This is a genomic window from Nocardia sp. BSTN01 (assembly GCF_015354405.1).
In the GTDB taxonomy this organism is placed as follows: domain Bacteria; phylum Actinomycetota; class Actinomycetes; order Mycobacteriales; family Mycobacteriaceae; genus Nocardia.
Genome location: NZ_JADKYP010000018.1, coordinates 59,655 through 77,400, shown reverse-complemented (window position 1 = coordinate 77,400; position 17,746 = coordinate 59,655). Strand labels below are relative to the sequence as shown.

General features: G+C 68.4%; 14 protein-coding genes. 7 read left to right on the top strand and 7 right to left on the bottom strand.

Going from position 1 to position 17,746, the window contains the following annotated elements; all coding sequences use genetic code 11:
• Positions 1-76 precede the first annotated feature (76 nt).
• The 4 genes from IRT45_RS17185 to IRT45_RS17170 form a co-directional block, all read right to left on the bottom strand.
• Positions 77-412 carry a DUF1330 domain-containing protein gene (locus IRT45_RS17185; protein ID WP_194806850.1) on the bottom strand — a complete coding sequence of 112 codons (336 nt, stop codon included), beginning with the start codon at positions 410-412 and terminating at the stop codon, positions 77-79.
• A 283-nt stretch (positions 413-695) separates the two neighbouring features.
• Positions 696-1,916 carry an acetyl-CoA C-acetyltransferase gene (locus IRT45_RS17180; RefSeq protein WP_194806849.1) on the bottom strand — a complete coding sequence of 407 codons (1,221 nt, stop codon included), beginning with the start codon at positions 1,914-1,916 and terminating at the stop codon, positions 696-698.
• A 78-nt stretch (positions 1,917-1,994) separates the two neighbouring features.
• Positions 1,995-2,867 carry an SGNH/GDSL hydrolase family protein gene (locus IRT45_RS17175; protein WP_194806848.1) on the bottom strand — a complete coding sequence of 291 codons (873 nt, stop codon included), beginning with the start codon at positions 2,865-2,867 and terminating at the stop codon, positions 1,995-1,997.
• Positions 2,868-3,037: 170 nt separating this feature from the next.
• A complete protein-coding gene (locus IRT45_RS17170; RefSeq protein ID WP_228534489.1) occupies positions 3,038-3,490 on the bottom strand; it encodes a hypothetical protein in 453 nt (150 codons plus the stop codon).
• Positions 3,491-3,596: 106 nt separating this feature from the next.
• Between IRT45_RS17170 and IRT45_RS17165 the strand changes: the two genes are divergently transcribed.
• The 3 genes from IRT45_RS17165 to IRT45_RS17155 all read left to right on the top strand — a co-directional run bounded on the left by IRT45_RS17165 (position 3,597) and on the right by IRT45_RS17155 (position 7,473).
• Positions 3,597-4,991, top strand: coding sequence for a cystathionine beta-synthase (locus IRT45_RS17165; RefSeq protein ID WP_194806847.1), 1,395 nt, complete (start codon positions 3,597-3,599; stop codon positions 4,989-4,991).
• A gap of 593 nt (positions 4,992-5,584) precedes the next feature.
• Positions 5,585-6,220: a transglycosylase SLT domain-containing protein gene (locus tag IRT45_RS17160; protein WP_194806846.1), complete on the top strand. Its 636-nt coding sequence runs from the start codon at positions 5,585-5,587 to the stop codon at positions 6,218-6,220.
• A gap of 104 nt (positions 6,221-6,324) precedes the next feature.
• Positions 6,325-7,473, top strand: a complete 1,149-nt coding sequence (locus IRT45_RS17155; protein ID WP_194806845.1) for a cystathionine gamma-synthase — start codon at positions 6,325-6,327, stop codon at positions 7,471-7,473.
• A gap of 195 nt (positions 7,474-7,668) precedes the next feature.
• Here the strand turns inward: IRT45_RS17155 and greA are convergent, their stop codons facing one another.
• Both greA and IRT45_RS17145 read right to left on the bottom strand, forming a co-directional pair.
• Positions 7,669-8,163: a transcription elongation factor GreA gene (greA, locus tag IRT45_RS17150; RefSeq protein WP_030518168.1), complete on the bottom strand. Its 495-nt coding sequence runs from the start codon at positions 8,161-8,163 to the stop codon at positions 7,669-7,671.
• A gap of 276 nt (positions 8,164-8,439) precedes the next feature.
• Positions 8,440-8,937, bottom strand: coding sequence for a DUF4307 domain-containing protein (locus IRT45_RS17145; RefSeq protein WP_194806844.1), 498 nt, complete (start codon positions 8,935-8,937; stop codon positions 8,440-8,442).
• A gap of 184 nt (positions 8,938-9,121) precedes the next feature.
• Here IRT45_RS17145 and mca point away from each other — a divergent pair, with 184 nt between their 5' ends.
• The 4 genes from mca (at position 9,122) to IRT45_RS17125 (ending at position 17,217) form a co-directional block, all read left to right on the top strand.
• Positions 9,122-10,054 carry a mycothiol conjugate amidase Mca gene (mca, locus tag IRT45_RS17140; protein WP_194806893.1) on the top strand — a complete coding sequence of 311 codons (933 nt, stop codon included), beginning with the start codon at positions 9,122-9,124 and terminating at the stop codon, positions 10,052-10,054.
• Positions 10,051-10,419, top strand: coding sequence for a hypothetical protein (locus tag IRT45_RS17135; protein ID WP_228534488.1), 369 nt, complete (start codon positions 10,051-10,053; stop codon positions 10,417-10,419). The genes mca and IRT45_RS17135 overlap by 4 nt, the downstream gene beginning before the upstream one ends.
• A gap of 324 nt (positions 10,420-10,743) precedes the next feature.
• Positions 10,744-16,197, top strand: coding sequence for a carboxyl transferase domain-containing protein (locus tag IRT45_RS17130; protein WP_194806843.1), 5,454 nt, complete (start codon positions 10,744-10,746; stop codon positions 16,195-16,197).
• 108 nt (positions 16,198-16,305) lie between these two features.
• Positions 16,306-17,217: an alpha/beta hydrolase family protein gene (locus IRT45_RS17125; RefSeq protein ID WP_194806891.1), complete on the top strand. Its 912-nt coding sequence runs from the start codon at positions 16,306-16,308 to the stop codon at positions 17,215-17,217.
• A 335-nt stretch (positions 17,218-17,552) separates the two neighbouring features.
• On the opposite strand, the gene IRT45_RS17120 is transcribed toward IRT45_RS17125, so the two are convergent.
• Entirely contained in the window at positions 17,553-17,717 is a 165-nt protein-coding gene (locus IRT45_RS17120; protein WP_194806842.1) for a hypothetical protein, read from the bottom strand.
• Positions 17,718-17,746: the final 29 nt, after the last annotated feature.

The window sequence follows — 17,746 nt, the reverse complement described above, 5'->3', positions numbered from 1 at the left end:
CTGCCACACCGGCAGCCACCTCTTCGCGTTTCGAAGGTTTCGGAGGTCGCAGCGCGGGGGCCGTGCGCGGCGACATTCAGGCGAGCAGTTCGGCCGGGAGCACATCGGTGGCGACGTGGTCGTCACCGCAGTGATCGGCCAGAATCGCGACTCCGCCCGCATTGTTCAGGCGCAGCGGCAGGATCTCCAGATACTCCGGCGAGGCGTACCACGCTTGTGCCGCTTCGTAATCCGGGAATTCGATGACGATCGCGACGGCATCCGTGGGCCCTTCGGCGACCAGCTGCCGTCCGCCGTGCACGATGAACTTCCCGCTGAACGGCGCCAGCGTGCCGTCGATCCGGCGCAAATACGCCACGATCTCGGCGTTGACATCCACATCGTGCAGATGGGCCACAGCGTAGGCAGGCATCTCGACCTCCTCGAACCGAGTTGTGTTGACGCCTTTGATACTTCCGCGCCGGAGGCCGGAGAACGATTACCCGCCAGGTAATGCGCGCTGAACCCGGACCGCCGGGCCGCAACGCGAATCGGCCGGTCCTCACCTTTCGATGCGGACCGGCCGACTGATTTCGCGAGCACATGGGTACCTCATCGGGCACGCCCAGAGGCCACCTCGGCACTCACCGCCGCCCCGCAACGCAAGTCTCGCGGCACCCACTCGTCCGCTGAATTGTCGCCAGAGGCGGGGGAGCTCAGCTCAAGCGCTCGATGACCATGGCCATGCCCTGGCCACCGCCGACACACATGGTCTCCAGACCGAACTGCTTGTCGTGGGTCTGCAGGTTGTTGATCAGGGTGGCGGTGATGCGGGCGCCGGTCATGCCGAACGGGTGGCCGAGGGCGATGGCGCCGCCGGAGACGTTCAGCTTGTCCAGGTCCATCTTCAGCTCCCGAGCCGAGCCCAGCACCTGCACGGCGAAGGCCTCGTTGATCTCGTAGAGGTCGATGTCGTCGATGGTCTTGCCGGCGATCTTCAGCGCCTTGCGCACGGCCTCGATCGGGCCCAGGCCCATGATCTCCGGCGACAGACCGGACACGCCGGTGGACACGACGCGCGCGAGCGGGGTCAGGCCCAGTTCCTTGGCCTTGGTGTCGCTCATGATGACCAGCGCGGCGGCGCCGTCGTTGAGCGGGCACGCGTTACCGGCGGTGATGGTGCCGTCCGGACGGAAGACCGGCTTGAGCTGCGAGATCTTCTCGTAGGTGGTGCCGGGGCGCGGGCCGTCGTCGGTGGAGACGACGGTGCCGTCGGGCAGCGTCACCGGGGTGATCTCACGCTCGAAGAAGCCGGCCTTGATGGCCTCCTCGGCACGGTTCTGCGACCGCACGCCCCAGTGGTCCTGGTCCTCGCGCGAGATGCCGGTGAACTGCGCCACGTTCTCGGCGGTCTGGCCCATCGCGATGTAGATGTCGGGCAGGTCGCCGCCCTCGCGCGGGTCGGCCCAGCCGTCGGAGCCGCCCTCGGCGCGCTTGGCGGTGCGGGCCTCGGCCTCGGCGAACTTCTCGTTGTGGGTGTCCGGCCAGCCGTCGGAGGTGCCCTTCGGGAACCGCGACACGGTCTCGACACCGGCGGAGATGAACACATCGCCCTCACCGGCCTTGATGGCGTGCAGCGCCATGCGGGTGGTCTGCAGCGACGACGAGCAGTACCGGTTCAGGGTCACGCCGGGCAGGAAATCGTAGCCGAGCTGGGTGGCGACCACCTTGGCCATGTTGAATCCGGCCTCGCCGCCGGGCTGTCCGCAGCCGAGCATCAGATCGTCGATGTCGGCGGGGTTCAGCGCCGGAACCTTGTCGAGGGCGGCGCGGACCATCTGGGTGGCGAGGTCGTCGGGACGCATGGTCACCAGCGAACCCTTGCCTGCGCGGCCGATGGGGGAGCGGGCGAACGAAACGATGACGGCCTCTGGCATGAGGACTCCTTATATCGGGGTCGCCGAATCGGTCAGCCGACCGTTTCGGTACAGGGGTACGACAATTCAACCCCGAATCTACGTCGCCGCGGAGTGGCTCGAAACACCCGGTCGAGATGGATCCCGTTCATCGAGCTCACGCAGCAGCGCCGGGAGCAGGTGCCGGGCCGCTAACGCGTATCCGGCGGGTGACGGATGGAACCCGTCGGCGGAGAAGAGCACCTCCGGGGTGCTGCGGAAGTCGTGGCCGAGCAGATCGCCCATCGCCACGGGCGTGCCGCCGGCCGAACGGACCGCACCGACCTGGGCCCGGGCCAGCCGCGCGCTCCAGCGGTGCACGACCGTGCTCAGCGGTTGCGGGATCGCGGCCACGGTGCCGAGATCCGGGCAGGTGCCGACCACCACGACGGCGCCCGCCTCGTGCAGGCGCCCGACCGCGTGCCGCAGCCGCTGCGCCGATCGCCAGATCGAATGTTTCTTGGTGACATCGTTGGCGCCGACCAGGATCACCGCGGCGTCCGGCGGCGGGCCGGCGATGAACATGGCGTCGACCTGACCGGCCAGGCCCTTCGAGGTGGCGCCCGATATCGCCTTGGTACTCAAGCGAATTCGCCATCCGGTGGCATCGGCCAGACCGCGGGCCACCAGGACGCCGGGCACCTGCTCGGCATCGGCGCAGCCCACTCCGGCGGCGGTCGAATCGCCGAAGATCATCAGATGCAGGTCGAACGGCACACCCGCGCGCCACGGTTCCGGGGCCGCGCAGTCACGGGTGTACACGCCGTCGGCCTCCGGCGGCTTGGAGGTGTCGCGGCCGATGACGGTGCGCGCCGCGCGCGCCTGCGACATCAGCAGGCGGTAGGTCGCCCAGCCCGCGGTGCCCGCCCCGGAGCCGACCGCCACCGCGGCGGCCGCGCTCGCCGCGACCGTCCGCCACGTCCTGGAAGCCACGCGCCAACCTCCCGTCTCACTCCGACGCTGCCACCGACCGGACCTCCCGCGGCGGGCCCGGTGCCCGCGACGGTGCGAATCCGGTGCGGCCACGAGGGGGCGCTCCCGGTCCGGTCCTACCGATTATGCGATGCGTGCGACGCGCCGACCAGGGACGAGGCCGGTGCGCGTCAGGAAACGTCGAATGCGCCGTGCGCGGGAATGTTGAGGTTGTTCGTGGTGACCGTGACCTCGATATGACCCGGCCCGGTGTTCTGGAACTCCGCGTACAGGATGCTGCCGTAGATCCCGGAGACGACGTTGAGGCGGTACTCGCCGGCGGCACCGGTATTGGTGTTGCGCCACGCGACGGTGGTGTCGACGTTGCACAGCGGGGCCAGCGGATACTGTCCCGGGCCCACACCCTGAATCGCCAGCGCCTGCACGTTGAACACCGCCCGGCCCGGCCAGTCGGGACTGGTATCCACCCAGGTCCGGATATTGCCCCCGCACAGTCCGCCGTAGAACACACTCGGCGTTTGCGGGAACTCGACGGTCTGTGCGCTGGCCGAGGCGGACGCGATGGCGGTCACGGCCCCGACGGTCGCGGCCACCGCTGCGGCGGCGCGAGCTGTCTTCGGCATCCTCACGCCCCGCATAGTAACCGCACGGCCATGTCCTCGCCGGATCAAACGCAGCGCTCGCCGTACCAAACGCAAGTCGCCCGCGCGGCTCTGCGACGATGTAGCTATGCGTATCGCGAACCACGTCGTCGACCTGATCGGAAATACCCCGCTCGTTCGGTTGAACTCTGTGGTGGGCCCGAACTCCGGGGTGGTGGCCGCGAAGATCGAATATCTCAACCCCGGTGGCAGCTCGAAGGACCGCATCGCGGTCAGGATGATCGACGCCGCCGAGGAGCAGGGATTGCTGAAGCCGGGCGGGACCATCGTGGAACCGACCTCCGGAAACACCGGAGTGGGTCTGGCGCTGGTCGCCCAGCAGCGCGGTTACAAATGCGTCTTCGTGTGCCCGGACAAGGTCAGCGAGGACAAGCGCAACGTATTGCGCGCCTACGGTGCCGAGGTGGTCGTCTGCCCGACCGCGGTGCCGCCGGAGCATCCGGACAGCTACTACAGCGTCTCGGACCGGCTCACCCGGGAGATCCCGGGCGCGTGGAAGCCCGACCAGTACTCCAACCCGGGCGGCCCGGCCAGCCACTACGAGACCACCGGTCCCGAGATCTGGCGCGACACCGAGGGCAAGGTCACCCATTTCGTGGCCGGTGTGGGCACCGGCGGCACCATCACGGGCGCGGGCCGGTATTTGAAGGAGGTGTCCGGCGGCAAGGTCAAGGTCGTCGGCGCCGATCCGGAGGGTTCGGTCTATTCCGGCGGCACCGGCCGGCCGTATCTGGTCGAGGGTGTCGGCGAGGACTTCTGGCCCTCGGCCTACGACCCGTCGGTGCCGGACGAGATCATCGCCGTCTCCGACGCCGACAGCTTCGAGATGACCCGCCGCCTCGCGCGCGAGGAGGGGCTGCTGGTCGGCGGCTCCTGCGGTATGGCGGTGGTCGCCGCGCTGCGGGTGGCCGAGCGCGATCCGGAGGCGGTCGTCGTGGTGCTGCTGCCCGACGGCGGCCGCGGTTATCTGTCGAAGATCTTCAACGACAACTGGATGAGCTCCTACGGCTTCCTGCAGGCCCGCCTCGACGGCAGCACCGCCGAGCCGACGGTCGGTGACGTCCTGCGCGGCAAGTCCGGTGCGCTGCCGGATCTGGTGCACACCCACCCGCAGGAGACCCTGCGCGACGCCATCGAGATCCTGCGCGAGTACGGGGTCTCCCAGATGCCGGTGGTCGGCGCCGAACCGCCGGTGATGGCCGGCGAGGTGGCCGGCAGCGTCACCGAGCGCGATCTGCTGTCGGCGGTGTTCGAGGGCCGGGCGCATCTGACCGATCCGGTGTCGAAGCATATGAGCCCGTCGTTCCCGCTGATCGGGTCCGGCGAGCCGGTGTCGGCGGCGACGAAGGAGCTGGAATCGACCGATGCGCTGATGGTCGTCGAGGACGGTAAGCCGATCGGCGTCATCACCCGCCACGATCTGCTCGGATTCCTCAGCGGATCGGGTTTGCCCACGCACTGAGCCCGTTCGGCGCACAACAGCACATCTCGCCCCTTCGATCACCCGGCCGCGCACATGCGGCCGGGTGATCGCGTTTCCGGGTTCCTGTGGCCGATCTGCCGGACGTTCACCGTGTCGCCGCTCGCGGCGTGCCGGCAGGCCTTCCCGGCCGAATCCGGGCAGTCCGCAAACCTTCTCTATCGAGCACATCTCGGCGGGGGTTACCGAGCGTTATCGATCGTTACCGAACAGTTGCCGAACGGGCGAAAAAGCGGACAAAACGCCCTCATTTGCAGCGACACGCGTTATTTTTCTGTGATGCGCAGCACTGTCTCCGGAGAGGGAGATCCCCAGGTCAGCGCTATATAGCGAGTGGCAATCGATGCGAAATGCGAGTAGCCGCACCGCTTGTTCATTTTCAGTTAAGTTTACGTTCACCTACCGCAACCATCCTGTGACCTCGTTGGTTGTCAGACGCGAGTCTGAGTCAGTAGCCGGATCGTCATCCGAAAAAAGCATGCAGTACGCGAGGTGAGTCCCACAGGGGCCCGCCCTGGTCCAGTGCTGCCTGCCGCAGGCCACCGAGGCCGACACACAGTAGGGAAGAACATCGAATGTCGAAGACCACGACGAGCAGTAGAGCCAAGGCGGTCGCGCGTACCGCCGGATCAGCCACCCTGGCCCTTGCCGCCTTCGCCGCCATCACCTCCGCCGGTGGCCACAAGACCGACGATGTGAAGCCGGTCGCGCTGGCGTCCACGTTGATCGCCGCCGCCGAGAAGACCCAGCCCACCGCTGCCGCCGAGCCCATCGCCGCGGCCACCCCGGCGCCGGCCGCCCCTGCCGCCGCCATCCCGGCCCCGATGCCGGCTCCCGCTCCCGCGCCCGCGCCGGTGCTCCCCCCGCCGCCCCCGCCGGCGCCGGTCTACCCGGACAACCTGGACGGCTGGATCCACAACGCGCTCGACATCATGGCCGCGCACGGCATCCCGGGCAGCTACGACGGCATCTACCGCAACATCATGCGGGAGTCCTCGGGTAACACCCAGGCCATCAACCTGTACGACATCAATGCCATGAACGGCATCCCGTCCAAGGGCCTGCTGCAGGTCATCGACCCGACCTTCGCGGCGTACCACGTCGAGGGCACCTCCTGGGACATCTGGGATCCGGTCGCCAACATCGTGGCCGCCTGCAACTACGCAGCGCACCGCTACGGCTCCATGGACAACGTCAACTCCGCGTACTGAGCCGGAGATGTTCGTGCCGGGTGGGCATGACCCCGCTCACATCGATCCACGGCCGGGGGTTCCCGGCTCGAGTGCCGCGACGGCACGGATCTAGGCTGGTCGCCATGACCGACGATCAGCTGGGGTTCTCCACACGAGCCGTGCACGCCGGGTTCGATCCCGACCCGCAGACCGGTGCGGTGAATGTGCCGATCTACGCCAGTTCGACCTTCGCCCAGGACGGCGTGGGCGGACTGCGTGGCGGCTACGAGTACGCCCGCACCGGTAACCCGACCCGCGCCGCGCTGGAAGCGAATCTGGCCGCGCTGGAATCCGGGAGTTACGGGCGGGCATTCTCCTCGGGGATGGCGGCCACCGACTGTGTGCTGCGGGCGACGCTGCGCCCGGGTGATCACCTGGTGATTCCGAACGACGCCTACGGCGGGACGTTCCGGCTCATCGACAAGGTGTTCACGCAGTGGGGTATCGAATACTCGGTAGCCCCGGTGTCGGACCCGGACGCGGTCGCACACGCCTTGCGTCCCAACACCAAACTGGTGTGGCTGGAGACGCCGACCAACCCGCTGCTCAACGTCGGCGATATCGCGGCGTTGGCCGATGTCGCGCACGGTGGCGGCGCGAAACTGGTGGTGGACAACACCTTCGCCTCCCCGTACCTGCAGCAGCCGCTGCTGCTCGGCGCCGATATCGTGCTGCATTCGACCACCAAATATCTGGGTGGACACTCGGATGTGGTCGGCGGCGCACTGATCACCGACGACGCCGAACTCGACGCGGCCTTCGCCTTCCTGCAGAACGGCGCCGGCGCGGTCCCCGGACCCACCGACGCCTTCCTCACCATGCGCGGCATCAAAACCCTTGCGCTGCGGATGGATCGGCATTGCGACAACGCCGAGACCCTCGCCGCATTCCTCGCCGACCACTCGGCCATCTCGCAGGTGATCTATCCCGGTCTGCCGGAACACCCGGGAAACCCGGTGGCGCAGAAGCAGATGCGCCGTTTCGGCGGCATGATCTCGGTGCGGCTGAGCGGCGGTAAGCAGGCCGCGCACGACTTCTGCGCGCGGACGAAGATCTTCACGCTCGCCGAATCGCTCGGTGGAGTGGAATCGCTGATCGAACACCCCGGTGCGATGACCCATGCCTCGACCGAGGGCTCCGAACTGGAGGTGCCCGCGGATCTCGTGCGGCTGTCGGTCGGTATCGAGGACATCGGCGATCTGCTCGCCGACGTGGAGCGGGCGCTGGGCTGACCCGAACCCGCTGAACGAGCTCGGAAGCACGAACGGCCGCACCGAAATCGGTGCGGCCGTTCGTGTCGGTGGAGCTATGTCAGGTGTTCGGCCGGGCTGCTGCCGACCCGGCCGGATCTGCCGAGGAGCGCGCGCGGCGTCACCGCGGTGGTCTCACCGCTGCTGCTCGCGTCCATCGACGACACCTTCCCCGCGTCAGCTGTGGTACGGCTCCGCGCTGACCAGGGTGACCTTCATCATGTTGCCGTTGGGCAGGCGGTATTCGCGCGTCTCGCCGACCTTCGCGTCGATCAGGGCGCCGCCGAGCGGGGAGCTCGGCGAGTAGGTCTCCAGGTCCGACCGGCCCAGGCCCTCTTCGCGGGTCGCGATCAGGAAGGTTTCGGTATCGGTCTCGTCGCCGTCGTAGTAGACCTTGACCACCGAGCCGGGCAGCGCCACACCGGATTTGGTCGGCGCGACGCCGACCTTGGCGTTGTTCAGCAGCTCCTGCAGCTGACGGATCCGGGCCTCCTGCTGACCCTGCTCCTCGCGGGCGGCGTGGTAGCCGCCGTTCTCCTTCAGGTCGCCTTCTTCGCGGCGTTCGTTGATCTCGGCCGCGATGACCGGACGGTTGGCAATGAGCGCGTCGAGTTCGCTCTTGAGCCTCTCATGCGACTCCGGTGTCAGCCAGGTCACTTGCGTCTCAGTCATCTCGATCACTCCCTAGTAGTTGTTCCCGGCGTGCCGGGGTCCGTGATACCTGTCGCACATGCGCGAGCAGGTGTCCGCGCACAGCAACAGTCGACGGCTAGAGCGATCCGGGGGGATGTTCCTCGAACCCCTACGGTGTCGCGGGCATTGTGTGCCCGGGACCCGGCAGCGCTGGCCGTCAATGCAGCAAACACGGCTCCGAGCGTTCGGAACCGTGTTCGCGCCATTCTAGCACGAATTGGATATGTGCAGGTAGAAGGCTTGAATGTGGGGCTGTCAGCCGGCCTTCAGATAGGCCGGTACCTGATCGCTGCACCCGTAGATATTGCCGTTGGCGGGCCGGGCGGTGGTCCGCACGGTGGTGGTGAGTTCGACGGTTCCGCTGTCCGAGCCCGGGATCAGCACCTCGCGTCGGCCGATCTCACTGCCCTCGGTGTCCATGCCCCGCACCAGGCACACCACCGGCTGCTCCGGGTGCTTGCGGGTCAGCTTGAAGTGCACGGTCAGCGTGGAATCGTCGACGACGTCGTAGCCGAGTTGGTCGGGCTCGATATCCTTGGGGCCGTACTGCCGATAACCCACATAGGCGACGATCAGCCCGAGTATCACCACCACGATGCCGAGTGCGATCGGAACCCAACGGCGGTTGCGCGCGGGACCGGTTCCGTAACGATTCGACACCCGATCGCTGCCCGCTCCCGTCGCCCCGGTGGCGGCATCGGCGGTGCGCCCGTCCGGATCGGTCCGGTCGGACTGCGGTGCCGCCTCGCTCATGGTGTGGTTGCTCCCGTGGTCGATCAGGGGGTAGGTCGGAACAAAAGACCGTCGGATGGAACTATAGGGAATGCAGTTCGGACACCCGCGTGCCGCTCGGGCACGGCGGACGGCTATGAGGTGAAACGGTGAGCAACGAGGTGAACGAGAAGTGAGCGGCAGCTTCGATCGGCCGCTGCGCCTCATGGCGGTCCACGCCCACCCCGACGACGAGTCGAGCAAGGGCGCCGCCACCACCGCGAAATACGCCGCGGAGGGTGGCGACGTGCTGGTCGTGAGCCTGACCGGAGGTGAGCGCGGCTCCATCCTCAACCCGGCGATGGATGTGCCGGGCATTCTCGACCGCATCGATGACGTCCGCCGCGAGGAGATGGCGGCCGCGGCGAAGGCGCTGGGCGTGCGGCACCGCTGGCTCGGATTCGTGGATTCCGGTCTGCCCGAAGGGGATCCGCTGCCGCCGGTGCCCGAGGGCAGCTTCGCGCTGGTGCCGCTCGAGGAGGCCACCGAGGCCCTGGTGCGGGTGGTACGCGAGTTCAGGCCCCATGTGATGACCACCTACGACGAGAACGGTGGCTATCCGCATCCGGACCACATCATGTGCCACAAGGTGTCGATGGCGGCCTTCGAGGCGGCCGGAGACCCCGAGCGCTTCCCCGACGCGGGCGAGCCGTGGACGCCGCTGAAGCTCTACTACAACCACGGTTTCAGCCTGCAGCGCCTCGAAACCTTCGCCGACGAGTACGACCGGATCGACGAGCCGTTCCCGATGCGCGACTGGATGGAACGCATCCGCAAGGCCGCTCAGGAACACGGCGATGTGATGTCGCGGGTCACCACCCAGATCGACTGCGGCAAATACTTCCCGCAGCGTGACGAGGCCCTGCGCGCCCACGCCACGCAGATCGACCCCAACGGCATGTTCTTCGCCATCCCGCTGGAGATGCAGCAGCGGTTGTGGCCGACGGAGGAATTCGAACTGGCCAGGACCCGGGTGCGCACCGCGATCCCGGAGACCGACCTGTTCGCCGGCATCCGGGACGCCGCCGATGTGGACGGCCGAGATGCGGACGCCGACGAGATGGTCGCCGACCGGGCTGTCGAAGGCACGGTTCGATGATGTCGACGTTGTTCGCGCAGACTGCGCTGCTGGCCCAGAACACCACCACGAACCCGACCGGTCCGGAATTCGGCAAGGCCTCGCCGCTGGGGCTGGTGATCATCCTCGTGCTGCTGGCCGGCACGGTGCTGTTGATCCGCTCGATGAACAAGCACATCAAGCGGCTGCCCGCCGACTTCTCCCGCGAACATCCGGAACCGGACCAGGAGGCCGACGAGGGCACCGAACACGGTGTCGCCGGAGAAGGTGGCGATGCGGCCGACGGCGATGCGCCGCACCAGTCGCGCGGCGGCGCGGCCAACGGATCCGGCCGCGGCGATTCGGGACCGTCCACCCCGCCGCCGGCCTCCGGTAAGGCTTCCTGAATCCGCTGATTCGCCGCGCCGTCGCCGATTCGCCGCCCAATCGCAATCCGGGAGCGGTGACGGCGTCGGGCCGCGCCTTCGATTGATGCTCTGATCTGCTTCGATGTTGTTCGGGTCATAGGATCCGGCGGTCTGTCGCCCATGTCTCGTTACCGCGCGTCGGCGGGAATCGGCCGGACGACTCCTATGGGATCCCACACGATACGTGCGGGTAACCCTGCACGGCGTACACACTCGTGCAATAAAAGGTGCACACTACGCGGAGCCGCGATACCTCGAATTCCGCCCATGCACCGGGCCTACGCTGTGGAAAGGAGTCGGCGAGTGTTCAGCCGCATCGCCATCGTGAACCGGGGTGAGGCCGCAATGCGCCTCATCCACGCCGTCCGAGATTTGGCCGCGGCGACCGCGCGACAGATCGAAACCGTCGCTCTGTACACCGATGTCGACCGGAACGCGACGTTCGTGCGCGAGGCCGATATCGCCTACGACCTCGGTCCGGCCTCCGCCCGCCCCTACCTGGATCTGAAGGCGCTGGAAAAGGCGCTGGTGACGACGAAGGCCGACGCCGCCTGGGTCGGCTGGGGTTTCGTCGCCGAGGATCCCGCCTTCGCGGAACTGTGCGAGCAGATCGGCATCACGTTCATCGGTCCGAGCCCGGACGCCATGCGCAAACTCGGTGACAAGATCGGCGCGAAGCTGATCGCCGAGGAGGTCGGGGTGCCGGTGGCGCCCTGGAGCCGCGGTGCGGTCGAGACGCTGGACGCCGCCGTCGCGGCCGCCGGTGACATCGGCTATCCGCTCATGCTGAAGGCGACCGCCGGTGGTGGCGGTCGCGGTATCCGCGTCATCACCAACGAAGCCGAACTCGTCGATGCCTACGAGCGCACCAGCCAGGAAGCGGCTCGCGCCTTCGGTAGCGGTGTCGTCTTCCTGGAGCGGCTGGTCACCGGCGCTCGCCACGTCGAGGTTCAGGTGATCGCCGACGGGCAGGGCACCGCGTGGGCGCTGGGCGTGCGCGACTGCTCGGTGCAGCGCCGCAATCAGAAGGTCATCGAGGAGTCCGCCTCGCCGGTACTGCGTCCCGAGCAGGTCGCCGAACTGAAGGCCTCGGCCGAGCGGCTCGCGGTGGCGGTCGGTTACCGCGGTGCGGCGACCGTCGAATTCCTCTACCACCCCGGCGACGAGCTGTTCGCCTTCCTGGAGGTCAACACCCGCCTGCAGGTCGAGCACCCGATCACCGAGTACACCACCGGGTTCGACCTGGTCCGGGCCCAGTTGCACGTGGCCTCCGGCGGACGGCTCGAGGGTGAGCCGCCGGCCGAACGCGGGCACGCCATCGAGGCCCGCCTCAACGCCGAGGATCCCGACCGCGACTTCGCTCCGGCGCCGGGCCGCATCGCCCTGCTGGATCTGCCGGCCGGACCGGGTATCCGCGTCGACACCGGTGTCAGCGAAGGTGACACCATCCCCGCCGACTTCGACTCCATGATCGCCAAGATCATCGCCTACGGCCGCGATCGCGAGGAGGCCCTGGGCCGGCTGCGCCGTGCGGTCGGCGAGACCCGCGTGATCATCGAGGGCGGCGCGACCAACAAGAGTTTCGTCCTGGACCTGCTCGACCAGCCCGAGGTCATCGACGCCAGCGCCGACACCGGCTGGATCGATCGCGTGCGCGGCGAGGGCCGGTTGGTGGCCCAGCGGCACACCGCGGTCGCTCTGGCCGCCGCGGCCATCGACGCCTACGAGGAAGAGGAGCGGGCCGAGCGGCATCGGCTGCTGTCCACCGCCGCCGGTGGCCGCCCGCAGGTGCAGCACGAGAGCGGCCGCCCGCTGGATCTGAAGCTGCGCGGCGCGAGCTACCGCCTGCGGGTCGCGCGGGTCGGTGCGCACCGATTCCGGATCGGCATCGAGGCGGCCGGTGAGGTCGCCACCGCGGACGTCGATCTCGAGCGCTTCGACCGGCACACCGGTCAGATCGTGGTCAACGGCACCCGGTACCGGCTGGTCACCGGCACGCACGGTCCCACCCACGTGGTGGATGTCGACGGCGTGACGCATCGGGTGAGCCGTGACGAGGGCGGTGTGGTGCGCTCGCCGGCGCCCGCGCTGGTCGTCGCCAAGCCGCTCGAGGTCGGCGACGAGGTCGAGGCGGGTGCGCCCGTACTGGTCCTCGAGTCGATGAAGATGGAGACCGTGCTGCGCTCGCCGTTCAAGGCGCGCCTCAAGGAATGCGGAGTGTCGGTCGGCTCGCAGGTCGAGGCCGGTGCGCCGCTGCTGCGCCTGGAACCGATCGTCGACGAGGAGCAGGCCGACGAGTCCGCCGCGGTCGAGTCGGTCGAGCTGGACCTGCCCGCCGCGCCCACCGAGGTACTGGCGCACGAGCGCACGGTTCGCGGCCAGGAGGATCTGCGCGGGCTGCTGCTCGGTTTCGACGTCGATCCGCACGACGGCGGACGTGTCCTGGCGGACTACATGGCCGCGCGCCGCGCCGCGATCGCGGACAACCGTCGCCCGCTCGCCGAGGAGCTGGACCTGATCGAGGTCTTCACCGACCTCGCCGAGCTGAGCCAGTTCTGGGGTGAGGACGCCGGTCACGGCCACCTCCACAGCGCCCGCGAGTACTTCCACACCTACCTGCAGAGCCTCGACGTCGAGCGGGCCGGACTGCCGGAGTCGTACCAGGCCAAGCTGTCGAAGGCGCTGGCGCACTACGGCGTCACCGACCTGGAACGCACCCCGGAACTCGAGGCCGCGGTCTTCCGGATCTTCCTCGCCCAGCAGCGGCCGTCCGACACGGTCACCGTCGTCACCACGCTGCTGCGCGAATGGCTGGGCGAGCCGGTGCCGGATCGGGTGCTGCGCGAACCGGTGGGCCTGGCGCTGGAGCGGCTGGTGGCCGCCACCCAGGTGCGCTTCCCGGTGATCGCCGACATCACCCGTGGCGTGGTCTACGCCTGGTACGGCCAGCCGCTGCTGCGCCGCAACCGCGCCCGCGTGTACACCACGGTCCGCAAGCATCTGAGCCATCTGGACGCGCATCCGGATGCCGCCGACCGCACCGATCGCATCGCCGAGATGGTGCGCAGCACCGAACCGCTGGTGCGGTTGCTGGCCCAGCGGCTGGTGCGGGGCAATCCGGACAACACCGTCATGCTCGAGGTGCTGACCCGGCGTTACTACGGCAACAAGGGCCTGACCGACGTTCGCACCCAGAACGTGGACGGCTGCACGTTCGTGGTCGCCGAACGCCGCGGTGTGAATCTGGTCTCCGCGGCTGTCAGTTTCGACGCGCTCGACACGGTGCTGAGCGGGCTCACCGAACTGGCCGGTGGCGCCGCCTCCATCGAGGCCGACATCTACGTCGGCTGGGAGAACCAGCCGGAGGACTTCGACGCGATGGCCGCCGCCCTGCAGGAAGTGCTCGGCGCCCGGTCGCTGCCGAACCAGGTGAATCGGATCACGGCCACCGTCGCGGGCAGCAACGGCGCGGTGATGCACCACCACTTCACCTTCCGCCCGTCGGCGACCGGTCTGGCCGAGGAGCGGCTGATCCGCGGCCTGCACCCCTACATCGCCGAGCGGATGCAGATGCGCCGCCTGCGCAAATTCGATCTCACCCGGCTGCCGTCCTCCGACGAGGAGGTCTATCTGTTCCGCGGTGTCGCGAAGGAGAACCCCGCCGACGAGCGGCTGGTCGCCTTCGCGCAGGTCCGCGACCTGACCGCGCTGCGCGATCACGAGGGCCGGCTGCTGTCCCTGCCGACCGCCGAGAGCACGGTCGCGACCTGTGTCGACTCGATCCGCCGGGCACAGTCGCTGCGGCCGTCGGCCAAGCGCCTGCACACCAACCGGATCGTCCTCTACATCTGGCCGCCGCTGGATGTGAACCGCGCCGAACTGGACACCATCGTCGGCCGTGTCGAACCGGCCACCGCGGGCGCCGGGCTGGAGGAGGTCCTGATCATCGCCCGCCAGCCCGACGCGAAGACCGGTGAGCTGGTCAAGATCGTCGTGCGTATCCACTTCGATGCCACCGGCGGCACCGAGGTGTCCGTCGGCGAGCGCACCGACGATCCGGTCGAACCGCTCGACGAGTACCGCCAGAAGGTGCTGCGGGCGGCCAGTCGCGGCACCGTCTACCCGTACGAATTGACCGGTCTGCTCGGCACTTTCGCCGAATACGACCTCGACGCCGAGCACGCCCTCGTCCCGGTCGACCGGCCCAAGGGCCGCAACACCGCGGCGATGGTCGCCGGTGTGGTGACCACGCCGACCGACCGGCATCCCGACGGCATCACCCGCGTGGTGCTGCTCGGCGATCCGACCAAGTCGCTGGGCGCACTGTCGGAGCCGGAATGCCGACGCGTGATCGCGGCGCTGGATCTGGCCGAGCAGATGCAGGTGCCGCTGGAGTGGTACGCGCTGTCCTCCGGTGCCCGGATCTCGATGAAGTCCGGTACGGAGAACATGGACTGGGTGGCGGCGGCGCTCAAGCGCATCGTCGAATTCACCCAGGACGGCGGCGAGATCAACATCGTGGTCTCCGGTATCAACGTCGGCGCGCAGCCGTACTGGAACGCCGAGGCGACGATGCTCATGCACACCAAGGGCATTCTGGTGATGACCCCGGATTCGGCGATGGTGCTGACCGGTAAGCAGGCGCTGGACTTCTCCGGTGGTGTGTCGGCCGAGGACAACTTCGGCATCGGCGGATACGACCGCGTGATGGGCCCGAACGGTCAGGCGCAGTATTGGGCGCCGAATCTGGCCGGCGCTCGCGATGTGCTGATGTCGCACTACGACCACACCTACATCGCCCCCGGGGAGCATGGCCCGCGCCGCGCGCAGACCACCGACCCGATCGACCGCGATGTGTGCACCTTCCCGCACAACGTGCCCGACAGCGATTTCACCACCGTCGGCGAGATCTTCTCCGCGACCGCGAACCCGGATCGCAAGAAGCCCTTCGATATTCGCACCGTGATGCGGGCGCTGGCCGATCAGGACCACGCCGTGCTGGAGCGCTGGGCGGGGATGGCCGACGCAGAGACCGCCGTCGTCCAGGACGCGCATCTGGGTGGTATTCCGGTTTGCCTGCTGGGCATCGAATCGCGGGGTGTGCCGCGGCGCGGCTTCCCGTCCACCGACGGACCCGACACCTACACCGCGGGCACGCTGTTCCCGCGGTCGTCGAAGAAGGCGGCTCGCGCGATCAACGCGGCCAGTGGCAACCGTCCGCTGGTGGTGCTGGCGAATCTGTCCGGTTTCGACGGCTCGCCGGAGTCGATGCGCAAGTTGCAGCTCGAATACGGTGCCGAAATCGGCCGCGCGATCGTGAACTTCCGCGGGCCCATCGTGTTCTGCGTGATCTCGCGGTACCACGGCGGTGCGTTCGTGGTGTTCTCGAAGGCGCTGAACCCGAATATGACCGTGCTCGCGCTCGAGGGTTCGTTCGCCTCGGTGCTCGGTGGCGCCCCGGCCGCGGCCGTGGTGTTCGCCGGGGACGTCAACACCCGCACCGCCTCGGATTCGCGGGTGCGCGACCTGGAGTCGCGGGTCGCGAACGCGTCCGGTACCGAGCGTGCGGAGCTGTCGGCCGAACTCGACGAGGTCCGCTCGCAGGTGCGCGCCGAGAAGCTGGGTGAGGTCGCCGCCGAGTTCGACCGGGTGCACAACATCCACCGTGCCGTCGAGGTCGGCTCGGTGGACGCGGTGATCAGCGCCCGGGAGCTGCGGCCGCGCATCATCGAGGCGATCGAGGCGCGTCTCGACTGAGTCCATGCCCGTGACCGGCCGTCCACGGCCGGTCACGGGTTCGTCCGCATTGTGATGATCATGATGGGGTAGTCCCTTGTCGTGACGGTAATCACGCGAGTTCTCGTAATGGTGTGCGCGGTCGTCGCCGGGGGTGTTTTCGCGGCGGGTTCGGCCGCGGCGGCGCCGGCGGCGCATGTGGTGGACGAACATCCGCTGGGCCCGGCGGCGGTCGAGATGGATGTGTATTCGCCGTCGATGGACCGGGTGATCACCAATCGGGTGATCCGCGCGGCCGGCGGCGGACCGGCGCCCACGCTCTATCTGCTCACCGGCATCGGCGGCGGTGTCGACAACATCTCCTGGTGGGACGACACCGATGTGCGGGCGTTCTTCGCCGACAAGCATGTCAATGTGGTGATGCCGGTCGGCGGGCCCAACAGTATGTACACCGACTGGATCGCCGACGATCCGCTGATGGGACGCAATCGCTGGCAGAGCTACCTCACCCGGGAACTGCCCGATGTCGTCGACGCGCAGCTGGGTACCACCGGCCGCAATGCGATCGCCGGGGTGTCGATGAGCGCGGCGTCGGCGGTGGACCTCGCGATCCAGGCGCCGGAGCGCTTCGGCGCGGTGGCCTCCTACAGCGGGTGTCCGTGGTCGAACGATCCGGCCGGGATCGCGATGGTGAGTGCGCAGGTCGTGCGGGGCGGCGGTAATCCGGGCAATATGTGGGGCCTGCCGGGCACCGCGGCGTGGCCCGCGCACGACGCGTTCGCGCGGGCCGGTGCGCTGGCTGGGAAGGCCATCTATCTGTCGGCGGCGTCCGGCATCCCGGGCGGTATCGACCGGGGATTGCCGTTCCCGCCGGTGGAGGCCGTCGCGAGTGCGTGCACCGGAGCCTTCGCCGGTCGGCTCGGACAACTCGGCGTTCCGGCGGTGTACGTGGACCGGCCCGAGGGTTCCCACACCTGGGGACTGTTCGAGGCCGATCTTCACGATTCCTGGCCGGTGCTGGCCGCGGGTATCGGCGCCTGAACCGCCCGGATCCCGGCCCGGCCGGTGGTGCCCCGGCCGGGATTCCGCTCAGAACGGCCAGTCCGCCCTCGAACGGTCGACGCCTCGAGCGTCGGGCCTGGAGCAGGCGCAGAGATCGTGCCGTCCACTCCGGATCGAGCAAGACGACTCGCGTACGGGTGTGGCCAGGCGAACGTCGCGAATTCGTAGAAGCTGTTCTCGCCCAACGTATTCGACATCGCGAGCAGGAACCGTTCGTATCGGCGCGGTCCGCACGCGCGCATCCCGGTTTTCCGCGGACGGCGAAAGTTCAACGGCGCGAGCTACTTACCCGAACCCGCGACCGGCCGAGGGTCTCAGACCGCTGCGGGCCGGAACCGCCGGTGGCAGATCTCGCAATCGCAGTCGAAGTAGCCGAGCCCGGCATTGCCGTGGGCGCCACGTCGTTCGGCTTCTTCCAGATCCGCGAACCAGGGCCGCCGCCGCATCGGTACCGGTCGAATCTGCGCGCTGTCGTTCATGGCCGGGGAGTACCCATTTCGGACAGTGC

Coding starts and splice junctions, on each gene's coding strand:
- IRT45_RS17180 (WP_194806849.1), bottom strand. CDS start 1,916: ATGCCAGAGGCCGTCATCGTTTCGTTCGCCCGCTCCCCCATCGGCCGC.
- IRT45_RS17155 (WP_194806845.1), top strand. CDS start 6,325: ATGACCGACGATCAGCTGGGGTTCTCCACACGAGCCGTGCACGCCGGG.
- IRT45_RS17185 (WP_194806850.1), bottom strand. CDS start 412: ATGCCTGCCTACGCTGTGGCCCATCTGCACGATGTGGATGTCAACGCC.
- IRT45_RS17165 (WP_194806847.1), top strand. CDS start 3,597: ATGCGTATCGCGAACCACGTCGTCGACCTGATCGGAAATACCCCGCTC.
- IRT45_RS17120 (WP_194806842.1), bottom strand. CDS start 17,717: ATGAACGACAGCGCGCAGATTCGACCGGTACCGATGCGGCGGCGGCCC.
- IRT45_RS17160 (WP_194806846.1), top strand. CDS start 5,585: ATGTCGAAGACCACGACGAGCAGTAGAGCCAAGGCGGTCGCGCGTACC.
- IRT45_RS17145 (WP_194806844.1), bottom strand. CDS start 8,937: ATGAGCGAGGCGGCACCGCAGTCCGACCGGACCGATCCGGACGGGCGC.
- mca (WP_194806893.1), top strand. CDS start 9,122: ATGGCGGTCCACGCCCACCCCGACGACGAGTCGAGCAAGGGCGCCGCC.
- greA (WP_030518168.1), bottom strand. CDS start 8,163: ATGACTGAGACGCAAGTGACCTGGCTGACACCGGAGTCGCATGAGAGG.
- IRT45_RS17170 (WP_228534489.1), bottom strand. CDS start 3,490: ATGCCGAAGACAGCTCGCGCCGCCGCAGCGGTGGCCGCGACCGTCGGG.
- IRT45_RS17125 (WP_194806891.1), top strand. CDS start 16,306: ATGGTGTGCGCGGTCGTCGCCGGGGGTGTTTTCGCGGCGGGTTCGGCC.
- IRT45_RS17135 (WP_228534488.1), top strand. CDS start 10,051: ATGATGTCGACGTTGTTCGCGCAGACTGCGCTGCTGGCCCAGAACACC.